14 protein-coding genes are annotated in these 13,240 nt (G+C 72.8%); 7 read left to right on the top strand and 7 right to left on the bottom strand.

Annotated elements, in window-relative coordinates:
* Positions 1-438: 438 nt before the first annotated feature.
* Complete coding sequence (locus ACIP93_RS02540) at positions 439-873, bottom strand: anthrone oxygenase family protein (protein ID WP_401754828.1); 435 nt, start codon at positions 871-873, stop codon at positions 439-441.
* A 98-nt stretch (positions 874-971) separates the two neighbouring features.
* Between ACIP93_RS02540 and ACIP93_RS02535 the strand changes: the two genes are divergently transcribed.
* Entirely contained in the window at positions 972-1,559 is a 588-nt protein-coding gene (locus ACIP93_RS02535) for a TetR/AcrR family transcriptional regulator (RefSeq protein WP_401754825.1), read from the top strand.
* A 42-nt stretch (positions 1,560-1,601) separates the two neighbouring features.
* On the opposite strand, the gene ACIP93_RS02530 is transcribed toward ACIP93_RS02535, so the two are convergent.
* Complete coding sequence (locus ACIP93_RS02530; protein WP_401754822.1) at positions 1,602-2,489, bottom strand: alpha/beta hydrolase; 888 nt, start codon at positions 2,487-2,489, stop codon at positions 1,602-1,604.
* Positions 2,490-2,636: 147 nt separating this feature from the next.
* Here ACIP93_RS02530 and ACIP93_RS02525 point away from each other — a divergent pair, with 147 nt between their 5' ends.
* Positions 2,637-3,530, top strand: coding sequence for a helix-turn-helix domain-containing protein (locus tag ACIP93_RS02525; RefSeq protein WP_401754819.1), 894 nt, complete (start codon positions 2,637-2,639; stop codon positions 3,528-3,530).
* Between the two features lie 45 nt (positions 3,531-3,575).
* Here the strand turns inward: ACIP93_RS02525 and ACIP93_RS02520 are convergent, their stop codons facing one another.
* The 5 genes from ACIP93_RS02520 to ACIP93_RS02500 form a co-directional block, all read right to left on the bottom strand.
* The gene (locus ACIP93_RS02520) at positions 3,576-5,021 is read right to left on the bottom strand and encodes an ATP-binding protein (RefSeq protein WP_401754816.1); all 1,446 of its coding nucleotides are present in this window, start codon (positions 5,019-5,021) and stop codon (positions 3,576-3,578) included.
* Positions 5,018-5,764, bottom strand: a complete 747-nt coding sequence (locus ACIP93_RS02515) for a response regulator transcription factor (protein ID WP_401754813.1) — start codon at positions 5,762-5,764, stop codon at positions 5,018-5,020. Before ACIP93_RS02515 ends, ACIP93_RS02520 begins: the two co-directional genes overlap by 4 nt.
* 63 nt (positions 5,765-5,827) lie before the next feature.
* The gene (locus ACIP93_RS02510) at positions 5,828-6,892 is read right to left on the bottom strand and encodes a S1C family serine protease (RefSeq protein WP_401754810.1); all 1,065 of its coding nucleotides are present in this window, start codon (positions 6,890-6,892) and stop codon (positions 5,828-5,830) included.
* Between the two features lie 188 nt (positions 6,893-7,080).
* The gene (locus tag ACIP93_RS02505; protein ID WP_345221332.1) at positions 7,081-8,103 is read right to left on the bottom strand and encodes a LacI family DNA-binding transcriptional regulator; all 1,023 of its coding nucleotides are present in this window, start codon (positions 8,101-8,103) and stop codon (positions 7,081-7,083) included.
* A gap of 76 nt (positions 8,104-8,179) precedes the next feature.
* Entirely contained in the window at positions 8,180-8,980 is an 801-nt protein-coding gene (locus ACIP93_RS02500; protein WP_401754807.1) for a winged-helix domain-containing protein, read from the bottom strand.
* 536 nt (positions 8,981-9,516) lie between these two features.
* On the opposite strand from ACIP93_RS02500, the gene ACIP93_RS02495 reads away from it, so the two are divergent.
* From ACIP93_RS02495 to ACIP93_RS02475, 5 genes are all read left to right on the top strand, one after another.
* Positions 9,517-9,771, top strand: coding sequence for a MoaD/ThiS family protein (locus ACIP93_RS02495; protein ID WP_345221336.1), 255 nt, complete (start codon positions 9,517-9,519; stop codon positions 9,769-9,771).
* A 10-nt stretch (positions 9,772-9,781) separates the two neighbouring features.
* On the top strand, positions 9,782-11,155 hold the full coding sequence (locus tag ACIP93_RS02490; protein ID WP_401754803.1) for a hypothetical protein: 1,374 nt from the start codon (positions 9,782-9,784) through the stop codon (positions 11,153-11,155).
* A gap of 110 nt (positions 11,156-11,265) precedes the next feature.
* Positions 11,266-11,961, top strand: coding sequence for a DUF2993 domain-containing protein (locus ACIP93_RS02485; RefSeq protein WP_345221340.1), 696 nt, complete (start codon positions 11,266-11,268; stop codon positions 11,959-11,961).
* A 164-nt stretch (positions 11,962-12,125) separates the two neighbouring features.
* Positions 12,126-12,212, top strand: coding sequence for a putative leader peptide (locus ACIP93_RS02480; RefSeq protein WP_380836819.1), 87 nt, complete (start codon positions 12,126-12,128; stop codon positions 12,210-12,212).
* A 177-nt stretch (positions 12,213-12,389) separates the two neighbouring features.
* Positions 12,390-13,235, top strand: coding sequence for a sulfurtransferase (locus ACIP93_RS02475; RefSeq protein ID WP_345221341.1), 846 nt, complete (start codon positions 12,390-12,392; stop codon positions 13,233-13,235).
* Positions 13,236-13,240 lie beyond the last annotated feature (5 nt).

Raw genomic sequence — 13,240 nt, 5'->3', positions numbered from 1 at the left:
CCCTCGGCGTACCCATGGCCGAGTGCCTCGGCTGCGGGGCGGCCGGACGGCCCGGGGAACTGCCGGGCGGCCTGTGCCGCCCCTGCCGGAGCACGACGCCCGCGCGGGAGCGCAGCCCCTCACCGGAGGTCGTCCGAGGCGAGGCCGCCCGTGTCCGACGGGAGATGCGGGCCGCTCGGGAGGACGCACCTCGCTCCCGCCGAACGCGACGGGGACGAAAGCGCGGGCAGCGCCCGCAGGAACACAGCCGACGACCCGGCTCCTCCGTTATGGCGTCCCGCGAAGTGGGACAGAAATCCCCACACATGTCCCACCGAGCCGCTCACGACCACCCCTCCGCACGGACCCTTCCTCGAAGCGCTCGCCGCGCGGCTGCCCACGGTTCCCGTGCAGGTGAGTGAGTGGCTGGTCGCGCAGTTCCCCGCGGGCGACGGGCCGTCAGACGAGCGCGGTGACGAGCAGCGCGAACGCCGCGACGATCACGGCCACGCGTACGCAGTGGTAGCGGTCCCACCGGCTCAGCTGCTCCTTCCAGTCGGCCGGCCGGGTCTCCGGCGTCCACCGCTTGCCCCGGTTGTTGATCGGGACGAGGAGCAGGAGCGACATGACCACGCTGAGGACGAGCAGACCCGCCGACGTGACGACCAGGGCGTTGCCCGCGGCGACCGCCCAGGCCGCCGCCAGGGCCAGCGAGCCGACGTACCAGAACGGCATCAGCGCCCCCAGCATCCGGCCCCCCTTGCTGCGCGCCTGCTGCTCGGCGTCCTCCGGCAGCGAGCCGAGGACCGGGTTCATGACGAAGGCGACCGCGGACTCCACCCCCACCATCAGTCCGACGAGCACGGTGGTGACGACCTGAAGCGCATCGAGCATGACGACCCCTCCACGAGCACGTTACCTAGCGGCGCTAGGTGTCATGGCAACGCTAGACCTACTCGCGCTCGCTTGTCTAGCGCTGCTAGAATCCAGTCATGTCGGTCCACGAACGCAAGCAGCGCGAACGCGCCGAGCGCGAGCGCCTCATCGTCGCCACCGCCCGTGAACTCGCCGAGCGGCAAGGGTGGGAGGCGGTCACCACCCGCCGGCTCGCCGAGCGCATCGAGTACAGCCAGCCCGTCCTCTACAGCCACTTCCGCGGCAAGCGCGAGATCATCGGCGCCGTCGCCCTCGAAGGGGCCGCCGAGATGGCCGCAGCGGTACGGGCCGCCGCCGCCGCCGCCCCCGGCCCCCGGGAACGGGTCGCCGCCCTCGCCCGCGCCTACCTCGACTTCGCCACCCGCCACCCGGCGGTCTACGACGCCCTCTTCCACCTCGACGGCGGCCTCGCGTACGCCCGGGAGGACACCCCGGCCCCCCTCAAGGACGCCTTCGCCGCACTGCGCGAGAGCCTGGCGGAGGTCGCGGGCGACGGCACCGACCCGGGCCTGTTCACGGAGACCTTCTGGGCGGCCCTGCACGGCCTGGCCACCCTCACCCGCGCGGGCCGCCTGCCCCCCGAGCTCGCCGACCGGCGGATCGCCCTGCTGGTGGACCGGCTCGCGGTGGTGCCGGCGCCCTGAGCGGTACCGGGGGGAGGCGGGCCGGCGCCGCCGCGTGCTGGCTCAGGCGAGGTGCTCGCCGAAGAACTCGACCAGTTTGGCGACGGCAGGGGTGACGTACTCATCGCGGTCGTACAGGTCGACGTGGCCGGCGCCCTCGACGAGGAACAGCTCGGCGTTGCCGGGGCTGTCGGCGACGGCCTTCTCGGAGAACCCGCGGGTCACCGCCTCGGTACCGGCGATCATGAGCAGCGGGCGAGGCGCGATCTTGGCGACGTCGGCGAAGGAGTCGAACTGGTCGAGCAGGTCCGCGCTGCGCACGACCATGTCCCCCGTGGAGCGCGGGTGCCTGCCGCGGGGCGTCTTGTAGTAGTCGACGAACTCGGCCGTCGGGGCGGGGGTGTCGGCGTCAACCGTCTCCGGCAGCACGGCGAAGGTCGCCGCGGGCTCGCCGGCGGCTTCGGCGCTGCGCAGGTTCCCGGAGCTCGCCACCATCTGCTGCCAGCCCTCGGGGTCGGCGCCGCGGAAGAAGCTGGGGACGTCGGTCCCGGACACACCGGCCACGGCCTTCATCCGGTGGTCGGTCTGGGCGGCGTAGGGCGCGTAGGCGCCGGAGCCGCACACGCCCATCACGCCGATGCGGTCGGGGTCGATCTCGGGGCGGGTGGTGAGGTGGGAGACCGCCGCGCGGAAGTCCTCGGCACGCTGGAAGGGGTCCTCCAGACCGCGCGGCAGGCCCTCGGACTCGCCCTGGAAGGCGGCGTCGAAGGTCAGGACGGCGAAGCCCTCCTTGACCAGGCGGGTCGCGTACGCCGCCGGGGCCTGCTCCTTGACTCCGGTCGTGGGGTGGCCGACGACGAGGGCGGCGAACGGTCCGTCGACTCCGTCGGGGAGATAGAGGTGGCCGGCGAGCTGCAGGCCGTTGGTCGGGAAGCGGACGTCAGTCCTCATGTTCTGCTCCTGCGGGGTGGTGGGCGGCCGGCGATCTGCGGGCCCGTATCCACTGTCCGGCCGACGGCCGGGCGCAGGAAGGTCGTGCTGTTTCCTAGGAAGGATCTCTCCCAGGCAGGGCCTTCTCCCCGGTGCCATGCTGAAGGAATGACTGGTTCCGCGCATCTTCGTGAGCTCGGTGAGTTCCTCAGGCACCGCCGTGGCGAGCTCACCCCCGCGCAGGTGGGGCTCCCCGAGCGCGCGCACACCCGGCGGCGCGTGCGGGGGCTGCGCCGCGAGGAGGTGGCCGAGCTCGCCGCGATCAGCACCGACTACTACGTACGCATCGAACAGGGCCGGCTGGCGCCGTCGCCGCCGGTGCTCGACTCCCTTGCGCGGGAGCTGCGGCTGGACGCCGACCAGAGGACGTACGCGGAAGGACTGGTCGCCCAGGCCGCGCGGACCGGACACCGCACGACGCCGCGCCGGTCCCCGCGCCCCCACGTGCACCCGCACCTGACCCGGCTGCTTGGCCAGCTCACCACCACGCCCGCCATCGTCTTCGGCCCACGGCTCGACATCCTCGCGTGGAACCCGCTGGCGGCGGAACTGCTCTGCGACTTCGCGGCCGTGCCCGAGTCCGAGCGCAACTACATCCGCATGGTCTTCACCGACCCGGCGATGCGCGACGTCTACCCGGACTGGGAGGACGTGGCCCGCACCTGCGTCGAGGTCCTGCGGATGGAAGCCGGAACGCATCCGGCCGACCCGGCCCTCACGGCTCTCGTGGGCGAACTGGCCGTCGCCGACCGGCAGTTCCGGGCCTGGTGGGCCGAACACCGGGTCGCACACCAGGACTTCGGCAGCAAACGCATCGCCCACCCCGCCGTCGGCGAACTCACCCTCGACTGGGACACCTTCCGCTACGCCGGTTCCCCCGAACAGCAGCTCGTCCTCTGGTCGGCCGAACCCGGCACCCCGGACGCGGAACGCCTGTCCGCGCTGGCCCGCGGCACGGCACGGCCCGGAGCCGGGGACCTTCCTGAGCGCCGCCGCGCCTGAAAGGTGTGCGTGACGCGCTTGCCGCACCCGGTCCTTCCGGCGGCGCTACGCCACCCCGCCCGGCGGCGGTGTCGGCGCTCCCGGCAGCCGCACCACCGCCTCCGCGCCCGGGCCGCCGTCCAGGGGGGCGCGCAGGGAGACCTCGCCGCCCGCCTCGCGGATGGCGCGGGCCACGATGGACAGGCCCAGGCCGGAGCCGGGGAGGGCGCGGGCGGAGGGGGAGCGCCAGAAGCGTTCGAAGACGTGCGGGAGGTCGGCGGGCGGGATGCCGGGGCCGTGGTCGCGGACGGTCAGTTCGCCGAGGTGGAGGCGGACGTCGACGGTGCCCGAGGGCGGGCTGAACTTGACGGCGTTGTCGAGGAGGTTCATCAACGCCCGCTCCAGGACCGGGGGTTCGGCCCGTACGTACCAGGGGGCGAGCGAGACGTCGAAGGACAGCTCCGGGCCGCGCAGGCGGGCGCGTTCCACGGCGGTACGGGTCAGGTCGTGCCAGCCGACGACCTTCGGGGAGGCGTGCCCGGGGGCCGACTCCGGGCGGGCCAGCACCTGCAGGTCGGTGATGAGGGAGGCGAGTTCGCTCATCTGGGCCTTCACCGACGACAGGAGCGCCCTGCGGTCGTCCGGGGGGAGCGGGCGGCCCGTGTCCTCGCTGCGGGCGAGGAGTTCGATGTTGGTGCGCAGGGAGGTGAGGGGGGTGCGCAGCTCGTGGCCGGCGTCCGCGATCAGTTGGGACTGGAGGTCGCGGGAGGAGGCGAGGGCCGCGGTCATCGCGTTGAAGGAGGCGGACAGGCGGGCGATCTCGTCGTCGCCCTCGACGGGGATGCGCAGGCTCAGGTCCTCGGTGCGGGCGACGTGTTCGACGGCGCCGGTGAGCCGGTCGACGGGGCGCAGCCCGCTGCGGGCGACCCAGAGTCCCGCGCCGCCCGCCAGGAGGACGCCGGCCCCGGCGACGAAGAGCAGGAGCAGGGCGAGGTCGTCCAGCGGCTTGTCGACCTCGCCGAGCGGGCGGGCGACGGACACGGCGAGCTGGAGCTGGGGGTAGTCGCGCAACGGGTAGGTGTAGACCCGGTACTTCCTGCCGTCGGAGGCGACGGCGTCGTGGTGCGCCTCCGCCAGGTGTCCGGCGGCCACCGCCCGGTCCAGGTCCGTCACCCGGACCGACTGCCGGCCCATGATGACGCACTGCTGGTCGTCGGCCGTGACGACCTGGATGGTCTGCTGGTACGCGGTGGGGTCGTCGCGGCCGGGGATCTCGCGCAGGCAGCGGGCCCGGCCCGCCGCCGGGTCGAGGTCGATCCGCTGGGACACGTAGCCCCGGTCGGGGAGGTTGTTGCTCAGCGAACCGTCCAGGGCGTTCAGCAGCGCCTCCCGCGTGACGAACCAGCAGGCCACGGATGCGGCGGCGACGGCGAGCGCGACGGCGGTGGCGACGAGCAGGGCGAGCCGGGAGCGCAGGGGGAGGCGGCGGTGGCGGCGGACGGGGCCGTTCACTCCCCGCCCCGCAGGACGTAGCCGACGCCCCGGACCGTGTGGACCAGGCGGGGCTCGCCGGCCGCCTCGGTCTTGCGGCGCAGGTACATGACGTACACGTCGAGCGAGTTCGAGGACGGTTCGAAGTCGAAGCCCCAGACGGACTTCAGGATCTGCTCGCGGGTGAGGACCTGACGGGGGTGCGCCAGGAACATCTCCAGCAGGGTGAACTCGGTGCGGGTCAGCTCGACCGGGCGCTCGCCGCGGGTCACCTCGCGGGTGACCAGGTCCATCCGCAGGTCCTCGAAGGACAGGACGTCGCCCGGCGTCCCGGGCAGCCCGGCCTGGGCCGCGTACGAACTGCGGCGGAGCAACGCCCTTACCCGCGCGAAGAGTTCGTCCAGCTCGAAGGGCTTGACCAGGTAGTCGTCGGCGCCCGCGTCGAGGCCGGAGACCCGGTCGCCGACCGTGTCGCGGGCGGTGAGCATCAGGATCGGCGTGGTGTCACCGGAGTGGCGCAGCCGGCGGGCGGCGGTGAGGCCGTCCATGCGCGGCATCTGGATGTCGAGCACGATCAGGTCGGGGGAGTGCGCGGCGATCTTCATCAGCGCCTCGGCCCCGTCCACGGCGACCTCGGTCGCGTACCCCTCGAAGGCCAGACTGCGCTGGAGCGCCTCGCGCACGGCGGGCTCGTCGTCGACGACGAGGATGCGCTCGGCGGAGGCCGTCGTCCGGTCCTCGGGGGGCGTGGCTGCGGGAGTCATCTCGTCCTGGTCCTGCTCTTCTCGGTACGGGGCGGCGCGTCCAGCTTTGCACGGTGCCGGGCGTCACACGCCGAGGCCGCCGAGGCCGTCGCCGCGCTGCTCCGGCCGGCCCTGGTCCTGCTGCCGGCCGCCCGGGCCGCCCTTGCGGAGGCTGTCGAGGTCGGCCTTGACCGTGTCCACCGGGATGGCGAAGCCGAGGCCCACGCTGCCCGCGCTGCCGCCGTCGCCCGAACTCGGTGCGTACATCGCGGAGTTGATGCCGATGATCTCACCGCGCATGTTGATGAGCGCGCCGCCGGAATTGCCGGGGTTGAGGGACGCGTCGGTCTGGAGGGCCTTGTACGTGGTCTTGGACCGGCCGGTGTCGCCGTTGAACTGCTCGCCGCCGAACTCGAACGGCCAGCCGCCGCCGTCGCGCTGCTGCTGGGGCTGCTCCTTGGAGACCGTGACGTCCCGGTCGAGGGCGGAGACGATGCCGCTGGTGACGGTGCCGGACAGGCCCTCGGGGGAGCCGATCGCGACGACCTGGTCGCCGACCTTGACGTCCTTGCTGCTGCCGAGCTTGGCGGTGGGGAGCTTGGCGGCGCCCTGGATCTTCAGGAGGGCGAGGTCCTTGTCCGGGTCGGTGCCGACGACCTCGGCGGTGTAGGTCCTGCCGTCCGACAGCTTGACCTTGACGGAGTCGGCCCCGGCGATGACGTGGTTGTTGGTGACGACCTCGCCGTCGGCGGTGATGATCACACCGGACCCGGTGGACCGGCCGGACGACGACTGCGCGCCGATCTCCACGATGGCGGGGCCGACGGCCTGCGCGACGCCGGAGACGGTGCCCATGCTGGACTGCGAGACGTTGCTGCCGGGGGCTCCCGCGCTGCTGAGGCCGGTGCCGTCGTCACCGGTGTAGCGCTCGGTGAGGTACGCGGCGCCGCCGCCGAAGGTCGCGGCGACGACGGCGACCGCGGCGAGCAGGGCCACCGGGCGGCCGGCGCGGCGCCGGTGGACGGTGGGGGCGTGCGCCGGGGGCGGCGGGAACCCGGTGTACGCGGGCTGCGGGTGCGGGTCGCTGCCGGGGGCGCCTGCGGGGTCGGGGGCGCTGCCGGTGGGGAAGGTCTCGTTCGTCATGTTCATGAGCTTGGGCTCGGCGCATGAGAACTGTCTGAGGGCCGGTTAAGAAGCCCGGCAGATTCCCGTATGCCCGATGTAAGGGAGCGCGGGCGCCTGCGGGGAAACCGCCCCCGGCCCCGCGCACGCCGCCCGGCTATTCGCAGCCCCCGGCGCACCGCCCAGCCACCCCCAGCCGCACGAACGCCGCCCGGCTACCCGCAGCCGCACGAGCGCCGCACGATCAGCGCCGAAGGGAACTGCTTCACCCGCTCCCGGCGCGAGCCCGCCACCCGCAGGCCGTCGTCCAGGACCAGGTCCACCGCCGCCCGCGCCATCGCCGGGCGGTCCGAGGAGACGGTGGTCAGCGGCGGGTCCGTCAGGGCCGCCTCCTTGACGTCGTCGAAACCGGCCACCGCCAGGTCCCCCGGCACGTCGATCCGCAGCTCGCGCGCCGCCCGCAGCACGCCGATCGCCTGGTCGTCCGTCGAGCAGAAGATCGCGGGCGGGCGCTCGGGCCCGGAGAGGAGCCCGAGCGCCACCTCGTACGCCGCGTAGCGGTCGTACGGCGCCTGGAAGAGCCGCCCCTCCGTCGACCGCCCCGACTCGTGCATCGCCCGCCGCCAGCCCTCGACGTGGTCGGCGACCGGGTCGCCCACCGCCGGGGTGGACTCGACGCCGCCGAAGCAGACGACGTACTCATGGCCGTGTTCCAGCAGGTGCCGCGTCGCGAGCTGCGCGCCGCCGATGTCGTCCGTGACGACGGCGACGTCGTCGATGGCCTCCGGCCGCTCGTGCAGGAGCACGACCCGGGCGTCCCACGCGTCGATCTCGGCGGCGGCGCTCTCGCTCATGCCCTGGCTGACCAGGATGAGGCCCGAGACCCGCATGCCGAGGAAGGCCCGCAGGTAGTGGATCTCGCGCTCGTTGCGGTAGTCGGAGTTGCCGACCAGCACCATCTTTCCGCGCTCGGCGGCCGCCTGCTCCACCGCGTGCGTCATCTCGGCGAAGAACGGCTGCCGGGCGTCCGGCACGATCATCCCTATGAGGTCCGTGCGGCGGGACGCCATGGCCTGCGCGACCCGGTCCGGGCGGTAGCCCAGCTCCTTGATCGCGGCGAGGACACGCTCGCGCGTGGCCGGGGCGACCGGCCGGGGTCCGTTGTTGATGACGTAACTGACGACCGCGGTCGACGTCCCCGCCAGTCTTGCCACATCGTCCCGCGTCACCTTGGCCACGCGCGGAAGTCTACGCGGAGAGACCAGGTCACAGGCCGGTCGTCCCAAGGATCCGGCCGACTTGGCCCGGTACGGGTCATTCCGCCGTCCGGGCTACCGAGGCGGAGGCCCGTGCGCGGGCCTTCTCGGCCTCCCGGCCGACGGCCCGCCCCGGCCCGCGGGCCTCCGTCGTGTCCGTCTTCGCCGCCTTCTCTGGTTTCTCCGGTTTCTCCGGTACCACGAAGCGGTAGCCGACGTTGCGGACGGTACCGATCAGGGACTCGTTCTCGACGCCGAGCTTCGCGCGCAGCCGCCGCACGTGGACGTCCACCGTGCGCGTGCCGCCGAAGTAGTCGTAGCCCCACACCTCCTGGAGGAGCTGCGCGCGCGTGAAGACCCGGCCCGGGTGCTGCGCCAGGTACTTCAGCAGCTCGAACTCCTTGAAGGTCAGGTCCAGCACCCGCCCCTTGAGCTTCGCGCTGTACGTCGCCTCGTCCACCGTCAGGTCGCCGTTGCGGATCTCGGTGGGGATGTCGTCCGCGGTCAGGTTCCGGCGGCCCGTCGCCAGGCGCAGCCGCGCCTCGACCTCGGCCGGGCCCGCCGTGTCCAGGAGGACGTCGTCGACGCCCCAGTCGGCGGTGACGGCGGCCAGGCCGCCCTCGGTGACGACCAGGATCAGCGGGCAGCCGGGCCCGGTGGAGCGCAGCAACTGGCACAGCGACCGCACCTGCGGGAGGTCGCGGCGGCCGTCGATCAGGATGGTGTCCGCGCCGGGGGTGTCCACCAGCGCCGGTCCTTCGGCGGGGGCCACGCGCACGCTGTGCAGCAGCAGGCCGAGGGCGGGGAGCACCTCCGTCGACGGCTGGAGGGCGTTGGTGAGGAGCAGCAGGGAGCTCATCGCGCCCCACCTGCTCGCACGATCGTCGTCGTCTTCGGTTGGTGCACGGTTCGCTCGCCCATAACGTCGGTTCCTCCTCGGTCCCTGCGAGGACGTTTACGGCACTGCATGCGTACTGCTGGGTGGGTACGTACTGCTGTGTACGTACGTCCTAGGCCGAAGGCCCCCGCGCCCCGGGGTCCGACGTGCCCGCTTTCCTGCTCTCTTGCCCTGTTCTTTCCGAGCTCTTTAGGTCACCCGGAAAGCACAAAAGGACTCGGGGGCAACGCTGCCCGAGTCCTCTGCCCAGCAGAATAGCCCACCGTGCGGACGCCCTCCCTGTTCCGTTGATCACCCCGCGGACCCGGCGCACCGCCCGGTCGTGCCGCGGTCCGGGCCCGCGTAAGGCGGGGCCGCGGTTTTTCGTGCGCACCGGTGCACGGGGGGCGCACGGAAGCGCGTCAGGGCGTGGGGGCCGAAGCGGTGGTGGCGGGCGGGTGCGCCGGATGGCCCATGATGGACAGCTGACGAGCCGGTCGCGTGAGAGGAGTGCCGCTGTGGCAGCGGGAACCATCCGCTTTTGGGCGGCGGCCAAGGCCGCCGCGGGCACCGCCGAGGAGCCGTACGCGGCAGACACCCTGGCCGAAGCGCTGGACGCGGTCCGCGAACGGCATCCGGGGGAGCTGACGCGGGTGCTCCAGCGGTGCTCGTTCCTGATCGACGGCGACCCCGTCGGCACTCGTGACCACGGGACGGTACGGCTGGCCGAGGGCGGCACGGTCGAGGTGCTCCCGCCGTTCGCAGGAGGGTGAACCCCAGACCATGAGCAACTCCAGCAGCAACGAGCAGTACCCGTACCGGCAGCAGGGCCACAACCGGCCGCCGGCCGACGCGTACGGGCAGGACCCCTTCCCGGCCGCTCCGTACGGCGACCAGCCCCACCCCGCCGACCAACAGGCCCCGCAGTCCCCGCAGTTCCAGGCTCAACCCCAGCCCCAGGACCCGTACTCCACCCAGACCTGGCAGGGCCTGACCTGGGACACCCAGTACCAGGCGGCCCAGCCCGGGTTGGCGGCCGCGGACACCGCGTACCTCCCGCAGCAGAACCAGCCCTCGTACGACGGCTCGTACGGCGGCACCCCGGACGGCTCGTACGGGGGTTCCTCGGACGCCTCGTACGGGGGTCCTCCGGACGGTTCGTACGGCGGCCCTGCGTACGGGACCCAGCCGACCGGCAGTCAGCCGCTCCCGCCCGAGGTTCCGGCCCAGCACCCCCACCCCCAACCACAGCCCCACCCCCAGCCCCACCCCCAGCCCGGCCCCGAGCAGTGGCACGCCCCCGCCGCCGCGGCCCCGCGGGCCCACGCCCCGCACGGCGTCCCCCCGGCCGCGGAGCCCGCTCCCGCCTACAGCTCCCCGGCGACCCGCGGCAACGTGCGGATCACCGACGCCCAGCGGGCCCGCGCCGAAGGGCGGTCGCCGGTCATAGAGCCCGGCATGCGGCCCGCCCTGATCACGGCGGTGCTCGGCGCGCTGCTCGCCGGGGCGGCGTCGTTCGGGCCGTTCGCCCTGGTCGTGCCGTTGGTGCTGCTCCAGGCGGTCACGGCGGCCGGCTGGTTCCGGCTGAACGGCATGTGGCCCGCCCGGCAGGGCATCGCGCTGGCCTTCCTCGGCGGTGTGGTCGCCGACGTGGCGATCCTGTTCCTCGACGCCCTGTACGCGCCCGCCGCGATCCTGGGCACGCTCGGCGTCTGGGTGCTGCTCACCCTCGTCCTGCACCTGCGCAACGGGATGCCCGCCGACGAGCGGCTGTACGCCCTGACCGCGGGCGTCACCTCGGCCGCCCTCGCGGTCGTCGCCTCCGGGCACCTGGCGGCGGACCCCAAGGCCATGACGGTCGGCGGGGCCGCGGTCGCCGTCGCGGTCTTCGCGCGGGCGCTGCCGCTGCCGACGGCCGCGTCGGTGGCGGTCGCGCTGCTCGCCGCGGCGGGCGCCGGCATCGCGGTCGGCGGGACCAACGGGGTCGGCACGGGCGGCGCGGTGATCGGCCTCGGGGCTGGCGTGTGCGCGCTGATCGGGCTGCGGGTGGCGAGCTACGACTACCCGTCGAAGTTCGTGCACATGACCGCCGGCGTGGCGCTCCCGCTGACGGCGGCGGCCCCGGCGGTGTACCTGCTGGGCAGGGCGTTCGCCTGACCGCGGTGTCGTTGTGGCAGGTGGTCATCGGTGGGAATGGTGTGATCCCCACCGGTTAGGCTCACCGTCAGACACGGGGGCCGACGAACGCGGGTGGGGGAACACCGGTCATGCGAGCGATACGAATACTTCTCATCCTGGCGGTGGTCTTCGGCGGCATCTTCGTCGCCGCCGACCGCCTGGCCGTGAACTACGCCGAGGGCGAGGTCGCCGCCAAGGTCCGCACCAGCCAGGGCCTCGCCACGGAACCCCAGGTCGACATCAAGGGCTTCCCGTTCCTCACCCAGGTCCTGGGCAAGAACCTCGACCGGGTCGACGTCGCCCTGGACGGCCTCCAGGCGAGCGCGGACGGCAAGAAGCTGACGGTGGGCAGGATGACCGCCGAACTGCACGACGTGGCCCTGGAGAACAACTTCTCCTCCGCCACCGCCGCCCGTGCCACCGGCACCGCCGTGATCTCCTACGACGACCTCACCCGCGCCGCGGGCGACAAGGACGTCAAGCTCGCCCACGGCGGGAACGGCAAGGTCAAGGTCACCGGCACGGTCTCGGTCCTGGGCCGGGAGATCACCCGCAGCGTGCTGTCCAGCGTGAGCCTGAAGGACGGCGGCAGGTCCATCGCCGTGCGCGCCGACGAGGTGCCCGGACAGGGCATCCCCGGCGTCGAGGAGCTGATCCGCAAGAAGATCGACTTCGAGCGCCCGATCGGCGGCCTGCCGAACGGCCTGAAGCTGGACAAGGTCACCCCGGTCGAGACGGGCATGGAGATCTCCGTGAGCGGGGCGAACGTGCACCTGGCCGGATAGCGAGACGGAGGAGTCCATTCCGCAGGACTGGACGCCGAACGGGCGGGACGAGGGGCCGGGACGGACGTTCCGGCCCCTCGTCGTATCCCATGCACCGGACGTTTTCGTCTCACGATATGACACACCGGTGACACGCCCACCGGTACGTCCCTACGATCGGACCCATGCAGCAGCGACAGGCGGACCTCACGAAGCGGCGGGCAGTAGACCTGTGCCGCGTCGCCGCCATGCTCTGTCGCCGCTCCTTCTGAGCGGGACCCGCCGGGCCTCGTAGTCCGTACCCCCGCCTTCCCGGGGCGATCCGCGCCCCCTCCCGACGTACCGTGCGCCGCCGCCCCCGCGGCCCCGCAGCCGTACCCGGGCGCACCCCGCAGCACCGTGCAAGCACGCACCCGTATCCCCCCGTAACTGCCCCGGAGGAGAAACACATGAGCCGCAGCGACGTACTGGTCGACGCCGACTGGGTCGAGGCCCACCTGGACGACCCGAAGGTGGCCGTCGTCGAGGTCGACGAGGACACCAGCGCGTACGAGAAGAACCACATCCGCAACGCGATCCGGATCGACTGGACCAAGGACCTCCAGGACCCGGTCCGCCGCGACTTCGTCGACCAGGCCGGCTTCGAGAAGCTCCTCTCCGAGAAGGGCATCGCGAACGACACCACGGTCGTCCTCTACGGCGGCAACAACAACTGGTTCGCCTCCTACGCCTTCTGGTACTTCAAGCTGTACGGCCACGGCGACGTCCGCCTCCTGGACGGCGGCCGCAAGAAGTGGGAGCTGGACTCCCGCGACCTGGTCGACGGCGCGCAGGTCCCGCAGCGCGAGAAGACCTCGTACAAGGCCCAGCCGCAGGACGAGTCCATCCGCGCCTACCGCGACGACGTGGTGGCGGCCATCGACACCCAGAACCTGGTCGACGTCCGCTCGCCCGACGAGTTCTCCGGCAAGCTGCTGGCCCCCGCCCACCTCCCGCAGGAGCAGTCGCAGCGCCCCGGCCACGTGCCCGGCGCCCGCAACATCCCGTGGTCGAAGAACGCCAACGACGACGGCACCTTCAAGTCCGACGAGGAACTCAAGGCGCTCTACGAGGCCGAGCGGGTCGACCTGTCGAAGGACACCATCGCCTACTGCCGCATCGGTGAGCGCTCGGCCCTGACCTGGTTCGTCCTGCACGAGCTCCTCGGCGTCGAGAACGTCAAGAACTACGACGGCTCCTGGACCGAGTACGGCTCCCTGGTCGGCGTGCCGATCGAGCTCGGCGCCGGCAAGTAAGCACC

This window comes from Streptomyces sp. NPDC088745 (assembly GCF_044751045.1).
Taxonomy (GTDB): Bacteria; Actinomycetota; Actinomycetes; order Streptomycetales; family Streptomycetaceae; genus Streptomyces; species Streptomyces cremeus.
The sequence above is the reverse complement of the archived record's forward strand: the minus strand, read 5'-3'. Positions and strand labels throughout refer to the sequence as shown.

What these genes read in the sequence shown, in the direction of transcription:
- ACIP93_RS02500 (WP_401754807.1), bottom strand. Translation starts at nt 8,980, where the DNA reads ATGAGCTCCCTGCTGCTCCTCACCAACGCCCTCCAGCCGTCGACGGAG.
- ACIP93_RS02525 (WP_401754819.1), top strand. Translation starts at nt 2,637, where the DNA reads ATGACTGGTTCCGCGCATCTTCGTGAGCTCGGTGAGTTCCTCAGGCAC.
- ACIP93_RS02480 (WP_380836819.1), top strand. Translation starts at nt 12,126, where the DNA reads ATGCAGCAGCGACAGGCGGACCTCACGAAGCGGCGGGCAGTAGACCTG.
- ACIP93_RS02485 (WP_345221340.1), top strand. Translation starts at nt 11,266, where the DNA reads ATGCGAGCGATACGAATACTTCTCATCCTGGCGGTGGTCTTCGGCGGC.
- ACIP93_RS02475 (WP_345221341.1), top strand. Translation starts at nt 12,390, where the DNA reads ATGAGCCGCAGCGACGTACTGGTCGACGCCGACTGGGTCGAGGCCCAC.
- ACIP93_RS02490 (WP_401754803.1), top strand. Translation starts at nt 9,782, where the DNA reads ATGAGCAACTCCAGCAGCAACGAGCAGTACCCGTACCGGCAGCAGGGC.
- ACIP93_RS02510 (WP_401754810.1), bottom strand. Translation starts at nt 6,892, where the DNA reads ATGAACATGACGAACGAGACCTTCCCCACCGGCAGCGCCCCCGACCCC.
- ACIP93_RS02515 (WP_401754813.1), bottom strand. Translation starts at nt 5,764, where the DNA reads ATGACTCCCGCAGCCACGCCCCCCGAGGACCGGACGACGGCCTCCGCC.
- ACIP93_RS02540 (WP_401754828.1), bottom strand. Translation starts at nt 873, where the DNA reads ATGCTCGATGCGCTTCAGGTCGTCACCACCGTGCTCGTCGGACTGATG.
- ACIP93_RS02535 (WP_401754825.1), top strand. Translation starts at nt 972, where the DNA reads ATGTCGGTCCACGAACGCAAGCAGCGCGAACGCGCCGAGCGCGAGCGC.
- ACIP93_RS02530 (WP_401754822.1), bottom strand. Translation starts at nt 2,489, where the DNA reads ATGAGGACTGACGTCCGCTTCCCGACCAACGGCCTGCAGCTCGCCGGC.